This is a genomic window from Psychrobacillus sp. FSL H8-0484, from assembly GCF_038005325.1.
Classification (GTDB): Bacteria; Bacillota; Bacilli; order Bacillales_A; family Planococcaceae; genus Psychrobacillus.
Genome location: NZ_JBBOSZ010000001.1, coordinates 3176879 through 3199457, shown reverse-complemented (window position 1 = coordinate 3199457; position 22579 = coordinate 3176879). Strand labels below are relative to the sequence as shown.

Sequence of the window (22579 nt, the reverse complement as noted above, 5' to 3'; positions counted from 1 at the left end):
CATACTTTAAACTTATGAGGAGGATTTTCACTATGCAAGAAGAACGTAAACGTATTTTAGATATGGTTGAAAATGGCACGATTACTGCACAAGAAGCATTAGCACTTTTAGAAGAACTTGGCAAACAATCAACACCAGCAACTCCACAAGTAAATGAAGAACTAAAACAGGAACAAACAACTAATGAACAATCAAAATCACAGAACAAACAACAAAATGCCGATTTTATAGAAGATTTAAAACGTGATTTTACTGTAATGGGTGAGCGTTTTATGCACTTTATGCAAGGAACTGTAGATAAAATGAAAGATTTTGATTTTGAAATGCCATTTGGAGAGCCTGTTATATTTGAAGAAAAGCTTGTAAAAGAGGATATAGCCTTTGATGACATTTCGATTAATATTGCGAATGGGAAAATTGAGATCCACTCTTCCGATGAACCGTATACACATGCAACAGTAAAAGTAAAATCGTTCAAAAATTCTTCAGAAGAAGAAGCAAAAGCTCGTTTTGCAAATGAATTTATCTTTACTACAGAAGGAAATAAATTGCGTGTGTACAGTGATATGAAAACAGTTTCTGTGCAAGTTGCATTATATGTTCCGAAGAAAGCATACAACCATATCACTGCTCGTTTGTTTAATGGGGAGTTTCTTGCAAAAAACTTGGAAGTAAACTCATTTAAAGTAAAAACGACAAACGGTAAAGTAGAGTTGGATGAATTAACATTCCATAGAGCGGATATTGAGACTGTAAATGGATCGGTTCAGGTTCAACGTGTTATTGGAGATTCTATCGAAGTAGAAACGGTGAATGGTCGAATCTATGTTGATGGAAAATTGAAAGAAGTGGAAGGTTCATCTGTTAGTGGACATGTCATTTTAACGACAAAAGACAAGAATGCACGTAAAATAGAAGGAACTGCAGTTGCGGGAACCGTCGAATTATATGTACCGAAAGACGTGTCTTTAAAAGGGAAAGCTACTACACAATTTGGAAGAATAGATGTGCAGCTTTCTGATGTAACACATTTGAATCAAACAGAGCAGTTATTAAATAAAAAAGTAGGATTTACTAAAATAGTGGATTCCGAGGCAGAGCCGTTAAGAGTTTATGGGGATGCTAAAACCGGAGCTGTTCTTGTGCGATACACAGTAGAAGGCGAATAAAGTTAGAGAAGCTGATGGAATCGCTAAACGATTCCATCAGCTTTTATTTTTCCAGGAAAGAATAGCAAAGGTAATTGCTTTAGCACAGAGGAGTCGGTATTGTTCGGTTTGCAACAATTCTGCTTCTTCTTTATTTGTCATGAAACCACATTCTACTAGTACTGAAGGCATTTTCGTGTCTCGGACGACGGCAAAATCTGCTTGCTTAATTCCTCTATCCTTACGATTTAATAGGGAGCATAAGGATTCTTGAATAAGTATAGCAAGTATTTTAGATTGGTCCGAAGCCTTTGTATACGTAAAAGTCTCAATGCCACTTACTTCATTCCAAGTTGTGCCATAAGCATTTGCATGGATGGAGATAAATACTTGTACCCCCAGTTTATTTGCAAGTGCAGTCCTCTCGCGAAGGGGGATGTCAGACTCTCCTAAATGGCTTAAAATTACTACCACCCCACATCCCTCTAGTTCCTTCTTTATTAATCGTGTTACAGTGTGATTAAATTCAAACTCTTTCATCCTCCCATCCAGTGTTTGCTTGCCGGGTGTTTCTGGTCCATGTCCTGCATCAAGCATGATTTTCAATAGACTTGGCCCCCTTTCTATTAATAAATAGAAGTTGAAAAGTTAAAAGGATACTAATAATTTAAATAATCATGCTAAAATAGGAACTATGGTGTAGCTAGAGCATGAAAGGAGTTTGGAAATATGCCTCATGTGACAACAAAGGATATAAAAGAGAAGTTCAATCTTTCATTAGTAAGTGGCAAAGAAGGAATTGGACGCCATATTGCAATTAGCGATATTTCTAGACCAGGGATTGAAATAGCAGGTTATTTCATGCATTACCCTTCCAACCGAATACAACTTTTGGGTAAAACAGAGATTTCCTTTTTTGATTTATTAAAACCAAAAGAAAAAAGTGAACGAATGACAAAGCTTTGTGCACAAGATACTCCCGTTATTATCGTTGCGCATGGGATGGAAGTACCAGAAGAACTAATTATTGCCTCGAATGAAAAATCCGTTCCTGTATTAACGACCAGTATGCCAACTACTAGATTTTCCAGTATGCTGACAAACTTCTTAGAAAGTAAACTTGCTCCTACGACCGCCGTTCATGGTGTGTTAGTAGATATATATGGAGTAGGGATACTGATCACTGGTAAAAGTGGGGTAGGGAAAAGTGAAACTGCACTAGAATTAGTAAAAAGAGGTCATCGTTTAGTAGCGGATGACTGTGTAGAGATTAGACAAGAAGGCGAAGAGACATTAGTTGGAAGTGCCCCGAAACTAATCGAACATTTGTTGGAAATTCGTGGTTTAGGCATCATTGATATTATGACGCTATTTGGTGCAAGTGCAATTCGAAGTTATAAGCGAATTACACTCGTTATTGAATTGGAAATATGGGACGAGAAAAAGACCTATGATCGACTAGGTCTGGAAGAAGAAAAAATGGAAATTATTAATACGGCCATTACAAAGTTAACAGTCCCAGTTCGTCCAGGGCGAAATTTAGCCGTAATTATTGAAGTTGCAGCAATGAATCATCGCTTAAAACGAATGGGTGTGAATGCTGCGGAAGACTTTGCAAAGCGTTTAGATGATGTTATAAGTCAAAATGAAGAAATGAATTATTAATTAATTTGCTGAAGGGAGATTTATATGAATCTATTACAAGTAATTGATCCAGTGGCTTTTTCACTTGGACCGATCGAAGTCCGTTGGTATGGGGTAATTATTGCATTCGGAATTATCATCGCGTTTCTTGTGGCACAACGTGAGATGGTGAAAAGAGGTTTTCATGAAGAATATTTAACAGATCTACTAATTTGGGCAGTTCCAATCGCCATAATTAGTGCACGCATATATTATGTTATCTTTAAATGGGATTTTTACAGTCAATACCCTGAGAAAATCATCGAAATTTGGAATGGTGGAATTGCGATTCACGGAGCGTTAATTGGTTCCTTTTTAACTGCCTATTTCTTTACAAAAAAAAGAGGTACTTCTTTTTGGAAGTTGACAGATATTGTGGCCCCAAGTATTTTAATCGGACAAATGATTGGACGTTGGGGGAACTTCATGAACCAAGAGGCACATGGTGGAGAAGTAACTAGAACGTTTTTAGAAAACTTAATGCTTCCAAATTGGATTATCGAACAGATGTATATCGAAGGGAAATATTATCATCCGACATTTTTATATGAATCCATATGGAACTTAATTGGTGTTATTATCTTAATTCTTCTTCGTAAAGTTAATTTGCGTCGCGGGGAAATGTTCCTATTTTATTTAACTTGGTATTCTGTAGGGCGATTCTTCATAGAAGGAATGCGTACAGATAGTTTGTATTTAATAGGAGAACTTCGAACAGCACAAGTTGTATCCATAGTGACTGTTGTGATTTCCATTATTCTATTTGTATATAGAAGAATGACTATTAAACCAGTGGTACGATATCAAGATAAGTAAGTAAGATGGGGATGGGGATGGGCATGGGAACATTAAAAAGAGGGTTATTAGCTGGTTTAAAGACAACTTGGACGTTAAGTAAAGTAATTTTTCCAATCACTTTAATAGTAGTAATATTGCAGTATACTCCTGTTCTACCGTGGATTATCAATTTCATATCCCCCTTTATGGGCTTACTTGGTCTTCGTGGAGAGGCTGCTATTCCGTTGGTTTTAGGAAACGCACTAAATTTATATGCCGGGATTGCAGGAATACTTTCGCTAGAATTAACGGTAAAAGAAGTGTTTATATTAGCTACGATGTTATCTTTTTCACATAATATTTTTATCGAAACAGGAGTTGCACTTCGTGTTGGAGTGAAGCTTTGGATTGTGCTAGTAGTCCGTTTTGGATTGGCTATTTTATCAGCTATCATTATTAATCTTGTCTGGCAAGGTGGTGGAGAGACTGCTAAGTACGGAGTAGTAAGTGTCTCACAACAAATACCAGATGGCTGGGGAGAAATAATTTTACTCGGACTGCAAAAAGCGACGTTTGGTGTTTTACAGTTGGCACTTATTGTTATTCCTTTAATGGTAATCTTCCAGCTATTAAAAGATCGAAATTATTTGCAGAAGTTTTCCGAAAAGCTTGCACCTTTTACGAAAGTAATTGGTATACAACCAAATGCTTCCCCTACCCTTGTAGCTGGACTAGTCATTGGCCTTGCATATGGCGCTGGGATCATGATTCAAGCTGTGAAAGAGGACGGTGTAAGTAAAAAGGACGCAACGCTTGCATTTATCTTCCTAGTTGCTTGTCACGCAGTAGTGGAAGACACATTAATTTTTGTTCCCTTAGGAATCCCGATATTGCCTTTGTTATTAGTAAGATTAATAACAGCATTTGTTTTGACGATAATTGTCGCCTATATATGGCGAAAATCGGAGCAAAGAAAACATGAGGAAGTGGTAACATCATGAAGAAAAATGCATATACAGCATTATTATTTGATTTAGATGGAACTTTATTAAATACAAATGAGCTAATCATCGAATCTTTTTTACATGTTTTAGGAGAAAGATTTCCTGGGAAATATGATAGAGACGCGGTTATACCTTTTCTTGGTCCATCTTTACAAGAAACGTTTGATGCAATTGATCCTTCCTTAACGGAATCACTAATAGCATCTTATCGTGCTTGGAACATTGAACACCACGATGGAATGGTAACACCTTTTGACGGGGTTGTCGAAACATTACACAAACTAAAAGAACAAGGATATAAGTTAGCGATCATATCGACAAAAAGAAGAGTTATGATCGAAAGAGGACTTAGGCTAATAAATTGTGAATCATTATTCGACACAATTGTAGGACTGGATGATGTTAAACACACAAAACCCGATCCTGAACCGCTAGAGCTTGCAATGGAAAGATTAGGAGTCGAAAAAGAGAATGCGTTGATGATTGGTGATAATTTTCATGACATCGTTGGAGGACAAAGAGCGGGAGTGGACACAGCGGCTGTGTCTTGGTCGATAAAAGGAGAAGCATTTTTAGCAACCTATGAGCCTACATATATGATTCATCATATTAGTGAACTTCTATATATTGCAAGAGGTCAGCAAGTATGAGGAGAACGGAAAGATATCCTGTAAGCGGAGCAAATTCTCTCTGGCATGTGTTTGATACAGTCCCTTTTTGGAAGGTAGTCAAAAACTTTATCTTTATTCAAGCAGCGAGATACTCACCTTTTTTAAGCTGGAAAAACTTTTTTTATCGTTCATTTCTAAAGATGGAAGTAGGAAAAGAAACATCATTTGCGTTAATGGTGATGGTGGATGTGATGTTTCCGGAGCGTATTAAAGTAGGTGACAACTCCATTATTGGGTATAATACCACGATATTAGCGCATGAATATTTAATAGATGAGTATCGAATAGGTGATGTCATTATTGGTGATCGAGTATTAATAGGCGCAAATACTACCATACTGCCAGGGGTGTCAATTGGTAATGATGCAATTGTTTCTGCTGCAACACTTGTGAATGCGGACGTTCCAGAAGGCTGTTTTGTCGGAGGAAATCCAATGCGTATTATTTATACGAAAGAACAAATGATCGAACGAAATAATAAATAACAACAATGAAAGCTATTCTTCTTAGATAAACAGACTAAGGTAGAATAGCTTTTTACTTTGGTCTGATTAATTAGGAAGTTGTTTTAATTTCATAAATAGTACTTTGTCGTTAACATACGAGCATGTAACATTTTGTTGATTGAAGCGGCAGGCGGCGACTCCAGCGGGATGAGTGAGACAGATAAGCCATCACAAACGACGCGTGCGGCGGTGATGGCTTATCGCTCACCCCGCGGAAAGCGTCCGCCTATAGCGGAAATCAACCATACTTTATTCCATGTAAAATATATATTCCTTTAGTATTGCTAGTTTTTTTCATTTAAATTGGAATGATGAAATTGAATCAGTTGTTTTTTATTTAAAAACTAAATATTATGTGCCGAAAATCCGGGGAAAGTGAGCGGATTTCCGGCAGGTAACAAGATGATCGTTTAAGAGCCTTCACTTTAAATAGTGCAAGATTGTGTCATGTTGACGAACAGATTAAAATACGCTAAAATTGAAATAATTTATCATACTAGTTCTCTAGTGAAGTGAAGTAATTTTAGGGGTGATGAAATGAGTAAAATTCAAATGTTCGAGAAACCTCTAGGAATGAGAGATTCATTTCCGGAAGTAAATGAACAAAAAGAATATATCCGTTCAACAGCAAGAGATTTTATACGAAACAAAGGGTATGACTTTATTAAAACGCCATCCGTGGAGTATTTTGAAACGATCGGAAAAGCATCGGCAATTGATGAGTCCTCATTGTTTAAATTAGTAGATAATCAAGGTGAAATGCTCGTCCTACGTCCAGATATGACGACTCCTATTGCAAGAATTGCAGCTTCGAAATTATTGAAAGAAAAAAATCCATTGCGTTTAGCGTATTATGCGAATGTTTTCCGTGCACAACAGCGAGAAGGCGGTAGACCAGCAGAGTTTGAGCAACTAGGTCTTGAGCTAATCGGCGACTTTAGTGCTTATGGAGACAGTGAAATTATTTATACAGCCGTAGAGCTTTTAAAGGCTCTAGGGATAGAGAACTTTAAAATTACAGTCGGACATGCAGGAATGCTGACAGCATTTTTAGCTAATCATACAAATTCAGCCGAACAGGTGGATATTCTAAGACAACTTCTAGTGGAGAAAAACATGGTAGGATTTACGCAAAAACTAGAGGACTTGGGACTAGACGTAGAGCAAAGAGAAACACTTACAAAGTTAGTGAATTATACGATAGATTCTAAGGCGGTAGAAGATTTTCGACAGTTTTTAACGGCGGAGCAGCAAAATTTAATGGAGCAGGTGGAACAGCTTCAGCATTTATTGGAATTACAATTAAGTGATTCCTCCATCGTTTCTTTCGACTTTTCATTGGCAAGTCATATGAGCTATTACACGGGAATGTTATTTGAAATTCATGCAGCCGGAAGTGGGTTTCCTATTGGAAACGGCGGGAGATACGATGAGTTATTTAAACATTTTGATGAAAAAGTGGGAGCAACTGGCTTTGGGATTCGAGTGGACAGAATTTTAGAAGTGCTACCTAAAAATGAAGTAGAAGAAAAACATACGCTGATTTTATTCGATGAAGGATCTTACTCAAAAGCAAATGTGTTAGCAGAAGCGAGAAGAAAAAATGCAGAACGTATTACGCTTCAATATATGGATAGTGTCAATGACTTAGATACCTTTAAACAATGCTTTGATGAAGTAATAATTGTCTCAGAAGGTGGTTCTTTACGTGAATGAGTTAACAATTGCGATGCCGAAAGGGCGTATTTTCGAAGAAGCATATAAATTATTTGTAGAATCAGGATTTGATTTACCGAAAGAAATTAGCGATTCTAGAAAGTTAATCGTGGAAGCTCCTGACGAGCGTATTCAATTTATTTTAGCGAAGCCAATGGATGTACCCGTATATGTGGAGCACGGGGTTGCGGATATTGGTATTGCTGGGAAAGATGTATTATTAGAACAGAATCGAGACGTACACGAGTTACTCGATTTACATATTAGTAAGTGTTATATTGCAACTGCAGGACTCCCTAATACGACAATGAATGAGATAGCACCACGAGTTGCGACAAAATATCCGACTATTGCTACGAACTTTTATAAAGAAAAGGGAGAGCAAGTGGAAATCATCGAGCTAAATGGTTCCATTGAGTTAGCTCCGATGATAGGACTTGCTGATCGAATTGTCGATATTGTTTCAACAGGGCGAACGCTAAAAGAAAATGGGTTAGTGGAATATGAAAAGATTGTAGATATTTCCTCTCGATTAATTGTAAATCCTGTTAGCTATCGAGTGAAAAGTGAACGAATTCAAGCATTTGTCGCACAATTAAAAAATGAACTGAATAAAAGGTAGGGAACGCTATGAGGATAGAAAAGCTTACGGATATTATTTCATTACAACGCTCTGTGGAACAAGCAAATGTCGATCACTTAACAACGGTTCGTCAAGTAATTGAGGATGTCCAAAAGAATGGAGACGAAGCGCTTTTTAATTATACGGAGAAATGGGACGGGGTAAAACTATCATCTCTACAAGTAACAAAAGAAGAGGTAGAAGAAGCTTTTGCTAGCTTTGACCCACAGTTGATCCAGGACTTAGAGGAAGCTGCAGCAAATATCCGTGCCTTTCATGCCCAACAAGCGCGTCAAGATATAGACTTTCCTTTAGCTAAAAATTCTTATATTCAATATAAAATATCTCCTTTAGATGCTGTAGGATTATATGTCCCTGGGGGCACTGCAGCCTATCCTTCTTCCGTATTAATGAATGCGATACCAGCGCTTGTAGCAGGTGTAAATCGAGTAGTAATCGTTTCACCTCCATCAAAAGATGGAAAGCTACCTGCCTCTGTACTTGTAGCAGCTCGAATTGCTGGCATTACAGAAATATATAAGGTAGGGGGAGCGCAAGCTATTGCGGCTCTTGCCTATGGTACGGAAACAATAAAAGCAGTAGATAAAATTACTGGTCCTGGTAACAGTTATGTTGCACTTGCCAAAAGAGAAGTGTTTGGTAAAGTTGCAATTGATATGATCGCTGGCCCAAGTGAAATAACGGTCATTGCAGATCATACGGCTTTTGCGGATGAAGTCGCAGCCGATTTATTAGCGCAAGCAGAGCATGATCGATTTGCTAGTTCTGTATTAATTACTACAAGTGACCGACTCGCAGAACAAGTTGCAGTTGAAGTAGAAAAGCAATTACTGCTACTTCCAAGGGAAGAGATTGCGAGAGCTTCTATTGAGAACTTTGGTCGCATTTATATTGCAGAATCATTAGAGCAAGCAGTAGAAGCAGTAAATGATCTAGCTCCTGAACATTTAGAGATTATTACGGAGCAGCCAGAAGAGCTAAGTAAAAAAATAAGACATGCAGGTGCCATATTTATCGGCAGATTTAGTAGCGAGCCCGTAGGAGATTATTTTGCTGGTACGAACCATGTGCTTCCGACAAATAGCACAGCACGGTTTTCAAGTGGATTATGTGTAGATGATTTCGTCAAGAAAACAAGTATTGTGTATTATTCAGAAGAAATGTGGCAAGAGCAATATCCTAAAATTGCACGTTTAGCAAGACTAGAACAATTAGAAGGACATGCTCGATCAGTGGAGTCAAGAAGCTGGGATAAAGGGGATTCAAAAAATGACTAATAAAAGAACGGCCAAAATAGAAAGAATGACAAATGAAACAAAAGTATGGGTAGAAATTGATTTAGATGGGGAAGGCAAAGCAGAAATCGATACAGGCGTACCATTTATGGACCATATGCTTGATCTTTTTACAAAGCATGGTTTGTTTAATGCGACGATAAAAGCAAATGGAGACACACATATTGATGATCACCATACGACAGAGGACATTGGAATTGTACTAGGTCAAGCGGTGAAAGAAGCGTTAGGCGATAAAAAGAGCATTAAACGTTACGGAAATGCATTTGTTCCAATGGATGATGCCCTTGCACAAGTCGTTATTGATATTTCGAATCGTCCTCATTTAGAATTTCGTGCACAGTTTCCGACGCAAAAAGTTGGAAACTTCGATACAGAGCTTGTACATGAATTTTTGTGGAAGTTCGCACTGGAAGCCCGAATGAACGTGCATGTCATCGTTCATTATGGTGCAAACACACATCATATGATAGAAGCCATTTTCAAAGCACTAGCACGTGCCATTGATGACGCTATTACGAAAGACGAACGAGTGAAAGGTGTTCCTTCCACTAAAGGTTTGCTTACATAAGAAAAGCGTAAGGCGCATGTAGGATAGACAGACATTATCTAGAATGGAGATACTTTGTTATTGGGAGAAAAGGGAGAGAATAAACATGACGTCCATTCAAGTATACCCAGCGATTGATATGAAAGGCGGAAAATGTGTCCGACTATATCAAGGGGATTATGAGCAAGAAACCGTTTATGGAGATTCTCCATTTGAAATGGCAAAAAGGTTTGCAGATGAAGGCGCAACATGGATTCATTTAGTAGATTTAGACGGTGCAAAAGATGGCGAAAAGATCCATGCCAATGAAGTCATTCGTATAGCAAAAGAGCTTCCAGTGCGTGTGCAAATTGGTGGAGGTATTCGTTCAAAAGAAGACGTAAGCTATTATTTAACTAATGGTGTTACGCGTGTCATCATTGGAAGTCTGGCTATTTCACAGCCTGAGCTTGTGGCTAAGTTACTAGAAGAGTTCGGAGGAGACCGAATTGTCATTGGATTAGACGCAAAGGACGGCATGGTAGCAACACATGGTTGGTTAGAAACTTCCACACAATCAGCGATAGAAGTGGGACAATATTTTGCTTCTAAAGGGGCTAAGCATGTTATTTTTACCGATATTGCAACAGATGGCACACTACAAGGCCCTAATTTAGCAGCAAACAAAGAGTTGGCAGAAGCAACTGGTCTTTCTATCATTGTTTCAGGAGGCATAAGCTCATTAGAAGATCTTGGAGAAGTAGCGAAACTATCGAAAGAGACAACGGTCGGTGGAGTAATTACTGGCAAAGCACTCTATAATAACCGCTTTACGTTAAAGGAAGCTTTGCAGGAGGTTACTAAATGGTAAAGAAAATTATTCCATGTCTAGATGTAAAAGATGGACGAGTTGTAAAAGGAATTCAATTTGTCGGGCTAAGAGACGCGGGAGATCCTGCTGAGCTAGCTGCATTTTATAATAAAGAAGGCGCTGACGAACTAGTATTTTTAGATATTTCGGCATCCGTTGAAGGGCGAGATACAATGCTTGAAGTGGTGAAAAAAACAGCTTCTCAAATTTCGATTCCTTTAATCGTAGGAGGCGGAATTCGTACAACGGAAAATATGAAGCAACTACTAGAGGCTGGAGCAAGCAAAGTGTCCATTAACAGTGCAGCAATTGACAATCCGACTGTCATTACGGAAGGTGCAAAAACATTTGGTTCCAATAAAATCATTGTCGCAATTGATGTCAAATGGTCTGTAAAAGAGGAAGATTGGATCGTATACACACATGGCGGCCAAAAGAAAACAGATTGGAAAGCTCTAGCCTGGGCAAAAGAAGTTGAAAAGCTTGGTGCAGGAGAAATATTACTTACAAGTATGGACCGTGATGGAGAAAAAGATGGCTATGATCTCGCCATTACCAAACAAGTGAAGGATGCTGTTTCGATCCCTGTCACTGCTAGCGGTGGGGGTGGAAGTTTAGAACATATATTAGCTGCATTTACAGAGGCAAACGCGGATGCTGCACTTGCAGCTTCCATTTTTCATTTTAAAGAAACAAGTGTGCGTGAAGTGAAAAACTACGTTCGAGAAAAAGGAGTAGAAGTTAAATGACCAACTTACAATTCGATGATAAAGGGCTTATTCCTGTAATCGTTCAACATGCTCTTACAAGAGAAGTTTTAACACTTGCATATATGAATGAAGAAGCTTATACAAAAACAGTAGAAACGAAAGAAACGTGGTTTTTCAGTCGCAGCAGACAAGAACTTTGGCATAAGGGAGAAACATCTGGCAACACGCAGCAGGTAGTTTCTATACGTACCGATTGTGATTCCGATGCGCTAGTAGTAGAAGTGTTACCAAAAGGTCCAGCATGTCATACCGGTGAAGAAACTTGCTTCCATACTATTCTGGAGAAATTTGATGAAACGGTTGGATATAATGTAGTCACTTCATTGATTAACATTATTGAAGAAAGACAAAAAAACATGCCAGAAGGCGCGTATACTACTTACCTATTTGAAAAAGGCGTAGATAAAATTTGTAAAAAGGTTGGAGAAGAATCTGCGGAAGTGATTATCGCTTCCAAAAATAATGATGGAGAAGAATTGAAGTGGGAAGCAGCTGATCTTTTGTATCACTTGCTCGTTCTTCTACAAAACCAACATGTCAGCTTCTATGATCTGTTACAAGTATTAAAAAAAAGACATGAAACGAAAGCAGATAAAAAATAATACTTTATGATATACTGAAGAATATACTGATAAGGGACGTTTATAGAACGTTCCTTATTATTTTTCGGAGGACTAACTTGAATAAAAAAAGTAAAAAGATATTAAAGGAAAACATCATTTCGTTTTTGCCTACTGGCGAATATTACTATAAAAAAGCACTAGATGAACTACAAAAAGAACAGTATGAAAAAGCACATAAGTATTTAAAACGAGCTGCAGATTTAAGTCCATATGACCCACTAATCCTAATGCAATATGCTATTTTGCAAATGGAATTAGACAAATTTGACTTTGCACATGAGCTGTTGAGAAGTGCTCATGCCATTGATCCAAATGAATCAGAAATTATTTTCTTTTTAGCAGAAGTGAACGCTCATTTAGGAAATTTTATGGATGCAAACCGATTTGCAAAAATGTATTTAGAGAAGGATACTCGTGGCGAGTATACAGAAGAAGCAATGGAAATTGTAGACTTCACAGAGCAAGAGGATATCGCATCACTTCAAGTAGATACACCTTCCAGTGAAGCTCTTTTTTTACAGGAAAAGTCTCGCCGTTTAATGGAACAAGGGAAGTTTCCAGAAGCTGTAGAATTGTTAGAATCCCTCATTACGGATCACCCTGATTTTTGGGCTGCGTTTAATAATTTAGCACTTGCTTATTTTTACATTGGAGAAGAAGAGCAAGCAAAAGCCTTACTCCATGAGGTATTAAGAGAAAATCGTGGAAATATCCATGCACTTTGTAATTTAGCAGTCATTCATTATTATGAAAAAAATACGGAAGAATTAGAAGAAATAACCGATTTTCTAACAAAAATCAATCCTTACTTTATCGAACATCGATATAAATTAGGGGCTACGTTTGCGTTAATTGGAAAATATGAGCAGGCATTTAAGTGGTTGCGAAGCTTACAGCGTAAAGGGTTTGAAGGAGATCCTGGTTTTTATTTCTGGCTTTCTCATTCTGCTTATTTCTCTGGGCATGAAGAGGCTGCGCGAAATGCATGGAAGGCCTTATTAAAACTGGATCCAGAAAAAGCAGGCTTTGAACCATGGCTTCCTCAAATGAAAGACTTGATTGAACCTGCAACGGACCAGCAAAAAGAGCTCATTCTGGAAAAACTGGAAAATAAACATGTCAGTGAGCGTATATTCGGCTTTTATTTACTAGGGAAGTCAAAGCATCGAAATGAAATTATTGCTCATCCCAAATGGATTGTCGTGGATGAATTAACGACAATGGAAAAGTTGTTTTTAGCTAATTCGTTAGGGCATTCTTTTGAAAAAAAATCTGTAGCGGAAAAAGCATTTTTAAGAGCAATTGCCACTACTGATTTACTATACGATAAATATAAGCCTTTAGAGCAATCAGCTACCTATTTATTTCAAATGTGGTTTGTATTAGTCGAGCGTGCATTAGAAAAAGGTTATGGGTTTAAGAATCCTCGAGCACTTGCAGCAGCTACTGAATATATGTTTGAATCTTCACGCTCCAAAAATGTGACGAAAAAACAATATGCAGATCAATACGGAATCACTACTTCAACACTTACGAAATACGTAAATGAATTAATGCATTTTCTGCCACTTTTCGACGCGTAAGCAAATAAGTTGAAGAGGACATAAAAATTCGTTAGATTGTTGTTAGTAGTATTGTAGGAGGAATTAGAGATGACAGAAGAAAAAATATATGATGTGATAATAATCGGAGCAGGACCTGCAGGAATGACTGCTGCAGTGTATACTTCTCGTGCAAATCTATCTACTTTAATGATTGAACGTGGGATTCCAGGTGGTCAAATGGCGAACACAGAAGAAGTAGAAAATTACCCTGGCTTTGAAACAATTTTAGGGCCTGACCTTTCGACAAAAATGTTTGATCATGCCAAAAAATTTGGCGCAGAATATGCTTACGGAGACGTAGCGGAAATTGTTGATGGTGAAGATTATAAGACCGTTAAAGTAAGTGGGAAAGAATATAAAGCGTTAGCAGTTATTATTTCCTCTGGTGCGGAGTATAAGAAAATGGGCATTCCAGGAGAAAGCGAGCTTGGCGGACGCGGAGTAAGCTATTGTGCAGTTTGTGATGGTGCATTCTTTAAAGGGAAAAACCTTGTAGTTGTCGGCGGAGGAGATTCTGCTGTTGAAGAAGGAGCCTTTTTAACTAAATTTGCTAATAAAGTAACAATTGTTCACCGTCGCGATCAGCTTCGTGCTCAAAAAATCTTACAAAACCGAGCTTTTGCAAACGAAAAGATTGATTTTATTTGGAACACTACTTTAAAAGAAATCAATGGAACTGATGGTAAAGTGAGCAGTGTTACTTTAGTTTCAACTGTTGATGGTTCTGAAAAAGATTTCGAAGCAGATGGAGTTTTCGTATATGTGGGCATGTTGCCATTAACTAAACCATTTGCAAATTTAGGAATCTTAAACGAAAATGGCTATATCGTGACAAATGAAAAAATGGAAACTTCTGTACCTGGTATATTTGGAGCTGGGGATGTGCGTGACAAAACTCTTCGCCAAATTGTTACTGCAACTGGTGATGGAAGTATTGCAGCACAAGAAGCGGCACACTTTATTGAAAAGTTAAAAGATAAAGCAACTACAAACGCTTAAGATGACATTTTTTCTTAATCCATTTGTAATCGTCTTGAAATAAATAAAGTGTATAGTAAATTATATAAATTGACCCCCTTTTTATATAGAAAATATTTGAACAGGCTGTTTCTCGATTTTAATCGTGAAGCAGCCTCTTTTTGCGAAAATTAATGTATAATAAAAAGTATTAACAGATGGAAGATGCGGAGTGACAATTCGTGCAAAGAATCGCTAATTTACTTATATGTAAAGATGATCAAGTACTTTTATTAAAAAAACCAAGAAGAAACTGGTATGTGGCACCAGGTGGCAAGATGGAAGCAGGAGAATCCATTTTAGTTTCTGCTATAAGAGAGTTTACGGAAGAAACGAATGCCATTCCTATTCAACCCCATTTAAAAGGTATTTATACAATGGTTATCGAAGAAAATGGTGAACGCAAAGATGAGTGGATGCTATTCACATTCATCGCAAAAGATTTAGAAGGTACACCATTTCATGAAACAAAAGAAGGCGTTTTAGAGTGGCATCCAGTAGAAGCGTTACATCACCTGCCAATGGCAGAAGGGGATCGAACAAATTTATTATTTGCTGTTCAACAAAAAGGAATGCAATATGGAACGTTTGTTTACACAACTGATTTTTCATTGATAAAAGAAACAATTCAGCAGTCTTCGGAGGGAGAGGTAAACAATGGATAGTCTACAAAAGCTTGAAACTGAAGTCGTCATCATCACGGGTATGTCAGGAGCAGGTAAAACTGTAGCAATTCAAAGTTTTGAAGATCTTGGCTATTATTGTATCGATAACTTACCGCCGGAGCTTTTAAGCACATTTATAAAGCTAATGATTGATTCAAATAAACAACCACGGAATATTGCAGCCGTAATGGATTTACGCGGGGGAGATATGTTTCATACCTTAGCCGAATCAGTCAATCAGCTTCAAGAAGCAACAGCTGTGACACCAAAGGTTTTATTTTTAGATGCACAAGATGAAGTGTTAGTAAGAAGATATAAAGAAACAAGACGTTCTCATCCACTAGCTAATTCTGGTTTACCATTAGATGGTATAAAAATGGAACGAGAGCTACTATCTGATTTAAAAGGAAGAGCGCAATTTATTTACAATACGTCTAAAATGAAGCCGCGTGAATTGCGGGAAAAAATCCAAGATGAATTTTCAGCAAATGGTAGCAAGGTGTTTACAGTCAATGTAATGTCTTTTGGGTTTAAGCATGGAATTCCTATTGATGCCGATCTAGTTTTTGATGTTCGATTTCTTCCTAATCCTTATTATATAGAAGAGTTGCGACTGAAATCAGGGTTAGATGAAGAGGTATCTAGCTATGTATTAAAGTGGGCTGATACTAAAACGTTAATTGACAAGCTATCCGATTTGTTTACATTCATGATTCCCCAATATAAAAGAGAAGGTAAAACGCAGTTAGTTATAGCATTCGGGTGTACTGGTGGACAGCATCGATCCGTTACGTTAGCAGAGTATTTCGGTAAATTGTTAAAAACGGATGATAAAACTGTTATTACGCATCGAGATGTTACAATTAGAAAGGATTGACTTAATGGATCGTCCAACACACCGAAAGAAAATAGTCATTATAGGTGGTGGTACGGGATTATCAACCTTACTTCGTGGCTTAAAGAAGTTTCCAGTGGACATTACAGCGATTGTTACGGTTGCAGATGACGGAGGAAGTTCTGGTCGCTTACGGGATGATTACGATATTCCACCACCCGGTGATATTCGAAATGTCCTGGCTGCTTTATCAGAGGTAGAGCCGCTAGTAGAAGAAATGTTCCAGTTTCGTTTTTCTAATTCAGATGAATTGGAAGGACATTCTTTAGGGAATTTAATGATAACGGCGTTAACTTCTATTACAGGAGATTTTGCCCATGCCATTCGAGAGATGAGTCGTGTATTAAATATACATGGGAAAGTTCTACCGGCCGCTAATCAATTAGTAACGCTTCATGCACAGTTTGAGGATAAAACAATTATTAGTGGGGAATCTAAAATACCGGACTATGGAAAGAAAATAGAGAAAGTGTTTATTTCTCCAGCAGATGTAAAACCTTTACCAGAAACGATAAATATCATTCGACAAGCCGATATCATCGCAATTGGCCCAGGAAGTCTATATACTAGTATTTTGCCAAACTTATTAGTAGAAGATATCAAGAAAGCAATTATTAGTTCTAAGGCAAAGAAAGTATATATAAGTAATCTGATGACCCAAGCTGGAGAAACGAGTAATTATACTGCATATGACCATGTAGAAGCGTTAATCAGCCATGTGGGAGAGAATTTCTTGGATACGCTGTTAATTAGTAATGAAGAAATTCCAGAAAACGTGCAGTTTTTGTACAAACAAGAGAAAGCATCACCTGTCAAAATAGATGTAGAGCGATTAGAAACATTAGACATAGAAATCGTTAAAAAAGACATTTCAGTCGTGTATGATGGAGCAGTTCGTCATGATGCGATGAAAATAGCGAAATGGCTTGTAGAATATGCAGGGTGATTACAATTAGATACATAGATGGAAATTGTAATCGCTAGCAAGAAAGGGGGAAACGGATTATGTCGTTTGCTTCTGAAACAAAAAAAGAAATGACTCAAGAAGAGTCAAAGCCTTGTTGTGCAAAAGCAGAACTATCAGCACTTATTCGAATGAATGGGTCTCTGTCGTTTAGCAATAAAATGTTAAGCTTAGACGTGCAGACTGAAAATGCAGCAATTGCGCGTAGACTGTATACGCTTATTAAATCTTTATACCCTTATCAAGTAGAATTGCTCGTTCGAAAAAAAATGAGATTAAAGAAAAATAATATCTATATTTGCCGTGTTCGAGATGGAGCAAAGCACCTATTAGAGGATTTAAAAATATTGAAAGAGAGTTTTCAATTTGAATACTCCATTTCACAGGAGCTTGTCAAAAAGAATTGCTGCAAGCGTGCGTATCTGAGAGGAGCTTTCTTAGCAGGAGGATCTGTCAATAATCCAGAAACGTCTTCTTATCATTTGGAAATTTACTCTTTGTATAAAACACATAGTGACGCTCTAGTAGAGTTGATGAACGGATTCGAATTAAATGCGAAAACAATTGAACGTAAAAAGGGATATGTGGCATATTTAAAGGAAGCAGAAAAAATTTCTGATTTCCTAAGTATCGCAGGAGCACATCGTGCGTTGCTGAAATTTGAAGATGTCCGTATAATTCGAGATATGCGTAATAGTGTAAATCGTTTAGTCAATTGTGAAACAGCTAATCTAAATAAAACGATTAGTGCTGCTATTCGACAAGTAGACAATATACGATTTATCGAAAATACGGTTGGATTAGACCAATTACCAGAAAAATTAAGAGAAATTGCTCGCTTGCGGGTGGAATATCAAGATGTAACATTAAAAGAGCTAGGTGAAATGGTTTCCACTGGGAACGTTAGTAAATCTGGTATAAATCATCGTTTACGAAAGATAGACGAAATTGCAGACGCACTTCGTAGAGGCGAGACAATTTAGGGAAATGGAGCGTAGGACAATGACAGAAAAACAAGTCGAAGTGAAATTACCATCAGGATTACAGGCGAGACAAGCTGCGTTATTTGTACAAGAGGCTAATCGTTATATTGCAGATGTATATTTGGAAAAAGACAATAAAAAAGTAAATGCAAAAAGTATTATGGGTATTATGAGCTTGGCTATTAGCAAAGGGATTACAGTAAACCTGAGTGCAGATGGGTCAGATGAAGAAGAAGCAGTAGTAGCACTAGCAAAATTTATTTCAAATGAAGAATAATAAAGGGCGGCCTTACTAGTCAGTATAGACGAAAAGGCGGTCTTTTTTTTTCGTTGTAAGTTAAAAAGAATGGACTATTGAACTGCGTACATAGAATTTGAAAAAGGTCCGTCGCTTCCTTTGGTTTCTTCATCTTAGAAATGAAATGGTCTCAGATACAAGGCAAATGGTTGAGGAAACTAAAGAAATATATAATTTACGCGGAATAAAGTATTGTTGATTTCCGCTATAGGCGGACGCTTTCCGCGGGGTGAGCGATAAGCCATCACCGCCGCTCACGCGTCGTTTGTGATGTCTTATCTGTCTCACTCATCCCGCAGGAGTCGCCGCCTACCGCTTCAATCAACAAAATGATAAAGTATTTTTTCTACAAAAATACCCAAGGAAAGGTAAATTTCCTTGGGTACAATTATTATTATGATTTTTTCATTTCGCTGCGATCGATAATATGATCGATTAAACCATATTCTTTTGCACGTTCAGCAGTCATAAAGTTATCGCGATCTGTGTCTCTTGAAACGACTTCAATCGGTTGACCAGTACGATCAGCCATAATATTATTTAATTTATCACGTAAGAATAAAATACGTTTAGCAGCAATTTCGATTTCTGTTGCTTGCCCTTGTGCTCCACCAAGTGGTTGGTGAATCATTACTTCTGCGTTTGGAAGTGCATAGCGTTTTCCTTTTGTACCTGCAGTAAGTAAGAATGCTCCCATAGAAGCAGCCATACCGATACAAATTGTTTGCACATCGGGTTTGATGAATTGCATCGTATCGTAAATTGCCATACCTGCTGTAATGCTTCCACCTGGACTATTGATATAGATTGAAATATCTTTTTCTGGATCTTCAGCTTCTAAAAATAGTAGTTGGGCAACGATGGAGTTTGAAACGTTGTCATCAATTCCACTTCCAAGCATGATAATACGGTCTTTTAATAATCGTGAGTAAATGTCATATGCACGTTCCCCACGATTTGTTTGTTCAATAACAGTAGGAATTAAATTCATCCTGATTTGCCTCCTTCAAAGGTGGTTTATTAATTTTATTTCTGAGAAATACTACCTCAGTTGTAACTTTATCATACACATTATGGTCAAGGAAGGTCAAATATTAAGCATTGAAAAGTTAGGTTGAATTATTTACAATTCATTTGTATAATAGATAAGTCGCATGCCTCCGTAGTTTAATGGATATGACGTAAGATTCCGGTTCTTGAGATGGGGGTTCGATTCCCTCCGGGGGCGTATTTAGATTAAATTGGATATTTTCTTTCAAGCACTCCAAACATGGATCCTTCGATGTTCGGAGTGCTTTTTTGTATAATGTATATTTATATTTTTACTATTTATTCCTTGTATTCGTTCAAGTGAATCGATTGCTTCGATAGACAAATGGTTAGGATCACCAGGATACTTATTCCTCACCTCTTACATTATTTAATTATCCGGTCTATTCATCCTTACCACAGAATTTTAATATTAAACAAAATGGATGTTTAATTAATTATTGATCATGAAAAGTACAGTGTAGTGTATGCGAAAAAAGCATTAACAGCGACTAACTTTATACGCCAGAATGTCCATTTTTTACAATACAACTTGTATTAAAAACCTTATAATAAAATGAAATAGAACAGAGAGAGAACGATCAAAAATAGAATGGAAAGAAGGGGAGAATGAAATGGATTTTCAGCAATCATTTGAGACGATTAATTATTTTGCAGTTATTGTAGCAGGATTATCCGCTTTCGTTATTGGAGGTCTATGGTATTCAGTTTTCTTTGCTAAGGCTTGGATGGAGGAAAATGGTTTTGATGAAGAAAAATTAAAGAATGCTAATATGGCGAAGATCTTTGGAGGTTCTTTTATATTTTCCTTAATCATTTCCTTTGTGCTCGCTCTATTCTTAGGTCCAGAAAGAAACGCGATGATGGGTGTCATAGCAGGCTTCATGGCCGGGCTCTTTTGGGTCGCAGCAGCGATGGGAATAACGTATTTGTTTGAAAGAAAATCATTGAAATTGTTTTTGATTAATGCTGGATATCATGTAGTTACATTTATGGTCATGGGATTGATTTTAGGATTGTGGAAATAATAGTATTTCAAATGTAAAACACTTAGAAATATGGATGTATTCATATTCCTACGTGTTTCTTTGTTTATCTTCGTTTAAACCATTAGAAAAAATCTGATGTTGGAACTTAGGAAACCTCAACTTGTTTATTAATTGCTTCGACTGTTCCTATTAATTTTCCAATAACACGTATTCATATGAAACCGATTAATAACTTTTTCGTATACCTAAGTAGGTTTTACATTTTACAAATAAAGTAACATGAATACTATACTTAATCAGGGGTGAATAAGATGAAAAAGTTATTAGGGCCGATTGTTATAATCGTGGTTATTATTGCAATTTTTGCTGTTATATTAATACCGAGCTATAACGGTTTTGTAGATGGGGAAGAAAATGTGAATAATGCATATGCGCAGGTGGAAAACCAATTACAGCGCAGAATGGATTTAATTCCAAACTTAGTAAACACCGTAAAAGGATTTGCATCGCATGAAGAAGAAGTGCTAGGCAATATAGCAGATGCTCGTTCTAGACTAGCAGGAGCAAGTACACCGGAAGAACAAGCAGTAGCAAATGATGAATTAACTGGTGCTTTAAGTCGATTATTAGTGGTTGTAGAGAACTATCCAGATTTAAAGGCGGATGCAAGCTTCCGACAATTAATGGATGAGCTAGCAGGTACTGAAAATAGATTAACGGTTGCTAGACAAGATTATAATGACATTGTTTCCGATTACAATAAAAAAGTAAAACGATTACCAGGCAGTATTGTTGCATCCATTTTCGGGTTTGATGAAAAAGAATATTTTAAAGCAGACGCAGCTGCAAAAGAAGCTCCAAAAGTTGATTTTGATGGAGATGGAGAGTAATGATTAAGGTCGCGCGAATGCTTATAGTTGCGCTACTTGTATTTCTTTCTCTTCCCTTATTGACTGTAGCTGCATCTGATATACCTGATCCTATACCTGGAGAATTATATGTACAAGATTTTGTAGGTGCGTTATCTGAGACAGAAGAACAACAATTAGAAGAGCTCGGTCGCAATTTAGATAATGCTACAGGGGCTCAAATTGTAGTGATGATCATTGAGTCGTTACAAGGGCAGGATGTTGCTCAGTTTGGCGTCGATGTCATTCGCCAGTATGGAATTGGCAATAAGGACAAAAATAATGGTGCATTACTCATTATAGAGACTGATCCAACTAAGAAAGGTAATCGAGATGTTTATATTGCAGTTGGCCAAGGTCTTGAAGGAGCACTGCCAGATGGAAAAATTGGTCGTATACTAGATGAATATACGTATCCTTTTTTAGAGCAAGGAGCATTAAACGACGCGGTCTTTTCCACATATCAAGTTCTTTACAATGAAGTTGCCACAGAATACGGTTGGGACGGAGAGTTAGTGGAACCGAAAGAGCCTGCTTCATCGGATGAAGGTTTTTCGTTTACTACTATCATTGTGATTATCGTTGTGATTTACCTTATTTATACGGTAATGTCTGGCGGAGGTGGCGGTAGTGGTTCTGGTAGAGGAAGACGCTCTAGTACAAGAATGTTTGGACCAGGTAGTTTCGGAGGTGGGTTTGGCGGCTTCGGAGGCGGAGGTGGAAAAGGTTCTGGTGGTGGTTTCGGAGGCTTCGGTGGCGGTAGCTCCGGAGGCGGCGGAGCAGGACGCAAATGGTAAATCATAAATGGAAAACGCCATTAATAGGGCTCAGACTGTCGACAAAGTCGAAAAAAACAGGATACCTGACAATAATCGTCTAAAAGGTTTTCCGAAGCTTACCGCTCGCGAGCGCCAAGCCGCATCACAGCTTGCGCTCCTGCTGGGTCTAGGGAGTCTCGCTTTCCCGCAGG

The 22579-nt window shown here is 37.7% G+C and carries 25 protein-coding genes and 1 tRNA gene; 24 read left to right on the top strand and 2 right to left on the bottom strand.

Annotated features, from left to right (window positions below; genetic code table 11):
* The first annotated feature begins 32 nt into the window (after positions 1-32).
* Positions 33-1169, top strand: coding sequence for a DUF4097 family beta strand repeat-containing protein (locus MHH81_RS15630; RefSeq protein WP_340922859.1), 1137 nt, complete (start codon positions 33-35; stop codon positions 1167-1169).
* A 36-nt stretch (positions 1170-1205) separates the two neighbouring features.
* On the opposite strand, the gene MHH81_RS15625 is transcribed toward MHH81_RS15630, so the two are convergent.
* Positions 1206-1745 carry an N-acetylmuramoyl-L-alanine amidase gene (locus MHH81_RS15625; RefSeq protein ID WP_340925282.1) on the bottom strand — a complete coding sequence of 180 codons (540 nt, stop codon included), beginning with the start codon at positions 1743-1745 and terminating at the stop codon, positions 1206-1208.
* 132 nt (positions 1746-1877) lie between these two features.
* Here MHH81_RS15625 and hprK point away from each other — a divergent pair, with 132 nt between their 5' ends.
* The 19 genes from hprK to MHH81_RS15530 all read left to right on the top strand — a co-directional run bounded on the left by hprK (position 1878) and on the right by MHH81_RS15530 (position 18641).
* Positions 1878-2813 (top strand): HPr(Ser) kinase/phosphatase, encoded by a 936-nt coding sequence (gene hprK / locus MHH81_RS15620; protein ID WP_340922856.1) that lies wholly within the window; start codon positions 1878-1880, stop codon positions 2811-2813.
* Positions 2814-2837: 24 nt separating this feature from the next.
* Positions 2838-3647: a prolipoprotein diacylglyceryl transferase gene (gene lgt / locus MHH81_RS15615; protein ID WP_340922854.1), complete on the top strand. Its 810-nt coding sequence runs from the start codon at positions 2838-2840 to the stop codon at positions 3645-3647.
* A 23-nt stretch (positions 3648-3670) separates the two neighbouring features.
* Positions 3671-4609 carry a nucleoside recognition domain-containing protein gene (locus MHH81_RS15610; RefSeq protein ID WP_340925280.1) on the top strand — a complete coding sequence of 313 codons (939 nt, stop codon included), beginning with the start codon at positions 3671-3673 and terminating at the stop codon, positions 4607-4609.
* Positions 4606-5262: a pyrophosphatase PpaX gene (gene ppaX / locus MHH81_RS15605; RefSeq protein ID WP_340922852.1), complete on the top strand. Its 657-nt coding sequence runs from the start codon at positions 4606-4608 to the stop codon at positions 5260-5262. The genes MHH81_RS15610 and ppaX overlap by 4 nt, the downstream gene beginning before the upstream one ends.
* Complete coding sequence (locus MHH81_RS15600; RefSeq protein WP_340922850.1) at positions 5259-5768, top strand: acyltransferase; 510 nt, start codon at positions 5259-5261, stop codon at positions 5766-5768. Before ppaX ends, MHH81_RS15600 begins: the two co-directional genes overlap by 4 nt.
* A 558-nt stretch (positions 5769-6326) precedes the next feature.
* Positions 6327-7505 (top strand): ATP phosphoribosyltransferase regulatory subunit, encoded by a 1179-nt coding sequence (locus MHH81_RS15595; RefSeq protein ID WP_340922848.1) that lies wholly within the window; start codon positions 6327-6329, stop codon positions 7503-7505.
* Positions 7498-8127: an ATP phosphoribosyltransferase gene (gene hisG / locus MHH81_RS15590; protein WP_340922846.1), complete on the top strand. Its 630-nt coding sequence runs from the start codon at positions 7498-7500 to the stop codon at positions 8125-8127. The genes MHH81_RS15595 and hisG overlap by 8 nt, the downstream gene beginning before the upstream one ends.
* An 8-nt stretch (positions 8128-8135) precedes the next feature.
* The gene (gene hisD / locus MHH81_RS15585; protein ID WP_340922845.1) at positions 8136-9425 is read left to right on the top strand and encodes a histidinol dehydrogenase; all 1290 of its coding nucleotides are present in this window, start codon (positions 8136-8138) and stop codon (positions 9423-9425) included.
* On the top strand, positions 9418-10014 hold the full coding sequence (gene hisB, locus MHH81_RS15580; protein ID WP_340922843.1) for an imidazoleglycerol-phosphate dehydratase HisB: 597 nt from the start codon (positions 9418-9420) through the stop codon (positions 10012-10014). The genes hisD and hisB overlap by 8 nt, the downstream gene beginning before the upstream one ends.
* Positions 10015-10099: 85 nt before the next feature.
* The gene (gene hisA, locus MHH81_RS15575; protein WP_340922841.1) at positions 10100-10843 is read left to right on the top strand and encodes a 1-(5-phosphoribosyl)-5-[(5-phosphoribosylamino)methylideneamino]imidazole-4-carboxamide isomerase; all 744 of its coding nucleotides are present in this window, start codon (positions 10100-10102) and stop codon (positions 10841-10843) included.
* Positions 10837-11592 carry an imidazole glycerol phosphate synthase subunit HisF gene (gene hisF, locus MHH81_RS15570; protein ID WP_340922838.1) on the top strand — a complete coding sequence of 252 codons (756 nt, stop codon included), beginning with the start codon at positions 10837-10839 and terminating at the stop codon, positions 11590-11592. The genes hisA and hisF overlap by 7 nt, the downstream gene beginning before the upstream one ends.
* Positions 11589-12215, top strand: a complete 627-nt coding sequence (hisIE, locus tag MHH81_RS15565) for a bifunctional phosphoribosyl-AMP cyclohydrolase/phosphoribosyl-ATP diphosphatase HisIE (RefSeq protein WP_340922835.1) — start codon at positions 11589-11591, stop codon at positions 12213-12215. Before hisF ends, hisIE begins: the two co-directional genes overlap by 4 nt.
* A gap of 77 nt (positions 12216-12292) precedes the next feature.
* Entirely contained in the window at positions 12293-13819 is a 1527-nt protein-coding gene (locus tag MHH81_RS15560; protein ID WP_340922832.1) for a tetratricopeptide repeat protein, read from the top strand.
* Positions 13820-13888: 69 nt separating this feature from the next.
* Positions 13889-14839 carry a thioredoxin-disulfide reductase gene (gene trxB, locus MHH81_RS15555; RefSeq protein ID WP_340922829.1) on the top strand — a complete coding sequence of 317 codons (951 nt, stop codon included), beginning with the start codon at positions 13889-13891 and terminating at the stop codon, positions 14837-14839.
* A 200-nt stretch (positions 14840-15039) separates the two neighbouring features.
* On the top strand, positions 15040-15522 hold the full coding sequence (locus MHH81_RS15550; protein WP_340922827.1) for an 8-oxo-dGTP diphosphatase: 483 nt from the start codon (positions 15040-15042) through the stop codon (positions 15520-15522).
* Entirely contained in the window at positions 15515-16399 is an 885-nt protein-coding gene (gene rapZ, locus MHH81_RS15545) for an RNase adapter RapZ (RefSeq protein ID WP_340922824.1), read from the top strand. Before MHH81_RS15550 ends, rapZ begins: the two co-directional genes overlap by 8 nt.
* A 4-nt stretch (positions 16400-16403) precedes the next feature.
* On the top strand, positions 16404-17363 hold the full coding sequence (locus tag MHH81_RS15540; RefSeq protein WP_340922821.1) for a gluconeogenesis factor YvcK family protein: 960 nt from the start codon (positions 16404-16406) through the stop codon (positions 17361-17363).
* A gap of 59 nt (positions 17364-17422) precedes the next feature.
* On the top strand, positions 17423-18364 hold the full coding sequence (whiA, locus tag MHH81_RS15535) for a DNA-binding protein WhiA (protein WP_340922819.1): 942 nt from the start codon (positions 17423-17425) through the stop codon (positions 18362-18364).
* A gap of 19 nt (positions 18365-18383) precedes the next feature.
* Positions 18384-18641 carry an HPr family phosphocarrier protein gene (locus MHH81_RS15530; protein ID WP_340922816.1) on the top strand — a complete coding sequence of 86 codons (258 nt, stop codon included), beginning with the start codon at positions 18384-18386 and terminating at the stop codon, positions 18639-18641.
* 415 nt (positions 18642-19056) lie between these two features.
* Here MHH81_RS15530 and clpP read toward each other — a convergent pair whose 3' ends face one another.
* Positions 19057-19653 (bottom strand): ATP-dependent Clp endopeptidase proteolytic subunit ClpP, encoded by a 597-nt coding sequence (clpP, locus tag MHH81_RS15525; RefSeq protein ID WP_340922813.1) that lies wholly within the window; start codon positions 19651-19653, stop codon positions 19057-19059.
* A 165-nt stretch (positions 19654-19818) separates the two neighbouring features.
* Between clpP and MHH81_RS15520 the strand changes: the two genes are divergently transcribed.
* The 4 genes from MHH81_RS15520 to MHH81_RS15505 all read left to right on the top strand — a co-directional run bounded on the left by MHH81_RS15520 (position 19819) and on the right by MHH81_RS15505 (position 22406).
* Positions 19819-19890 (top strand) — tRNA-Arg (locus tag MHH81_RS15520).
* A gap of 436 nt (positions 19891-20326) precedes the next feature.
* On the top strand, positions 20327-20740 hold the full coding sequence (locus tag MHH81_RS15515; RefSeq protein ID WP_340922811.1) for a DUF1761 domain-containing protein: 414 nt from the start codon (positions 20327-20329) through the stop codon (positions 20738-20740).
* Positions 20741-21012: 272 nt separating this feature from the next.
* On the top strand, positions 21013-21591 hold the full coding sequence (locus MHH81_RS15510) for a LemA family protein (protein WP_340922809.1): 579 nt from the start codon (positions 21013-21015) through the stop codon (positions 21589-21591).
* Positions 21591-22406, top strand: coding sequence for a TPM domain-containing protein (locus MHH81_RS15505; RefSeq protein WP_340922807.1), 816 nt, complete (start codon positions 21591-21593; stop codon positions 22404-22406). Before MHH81_RS15510 ends, MHH81_RS15505 begins: the two co-directional genes overlap by 1 nt.
* The last annotated feature ends 173 nt before the right edge of the window (positions 22407-22579 follow it).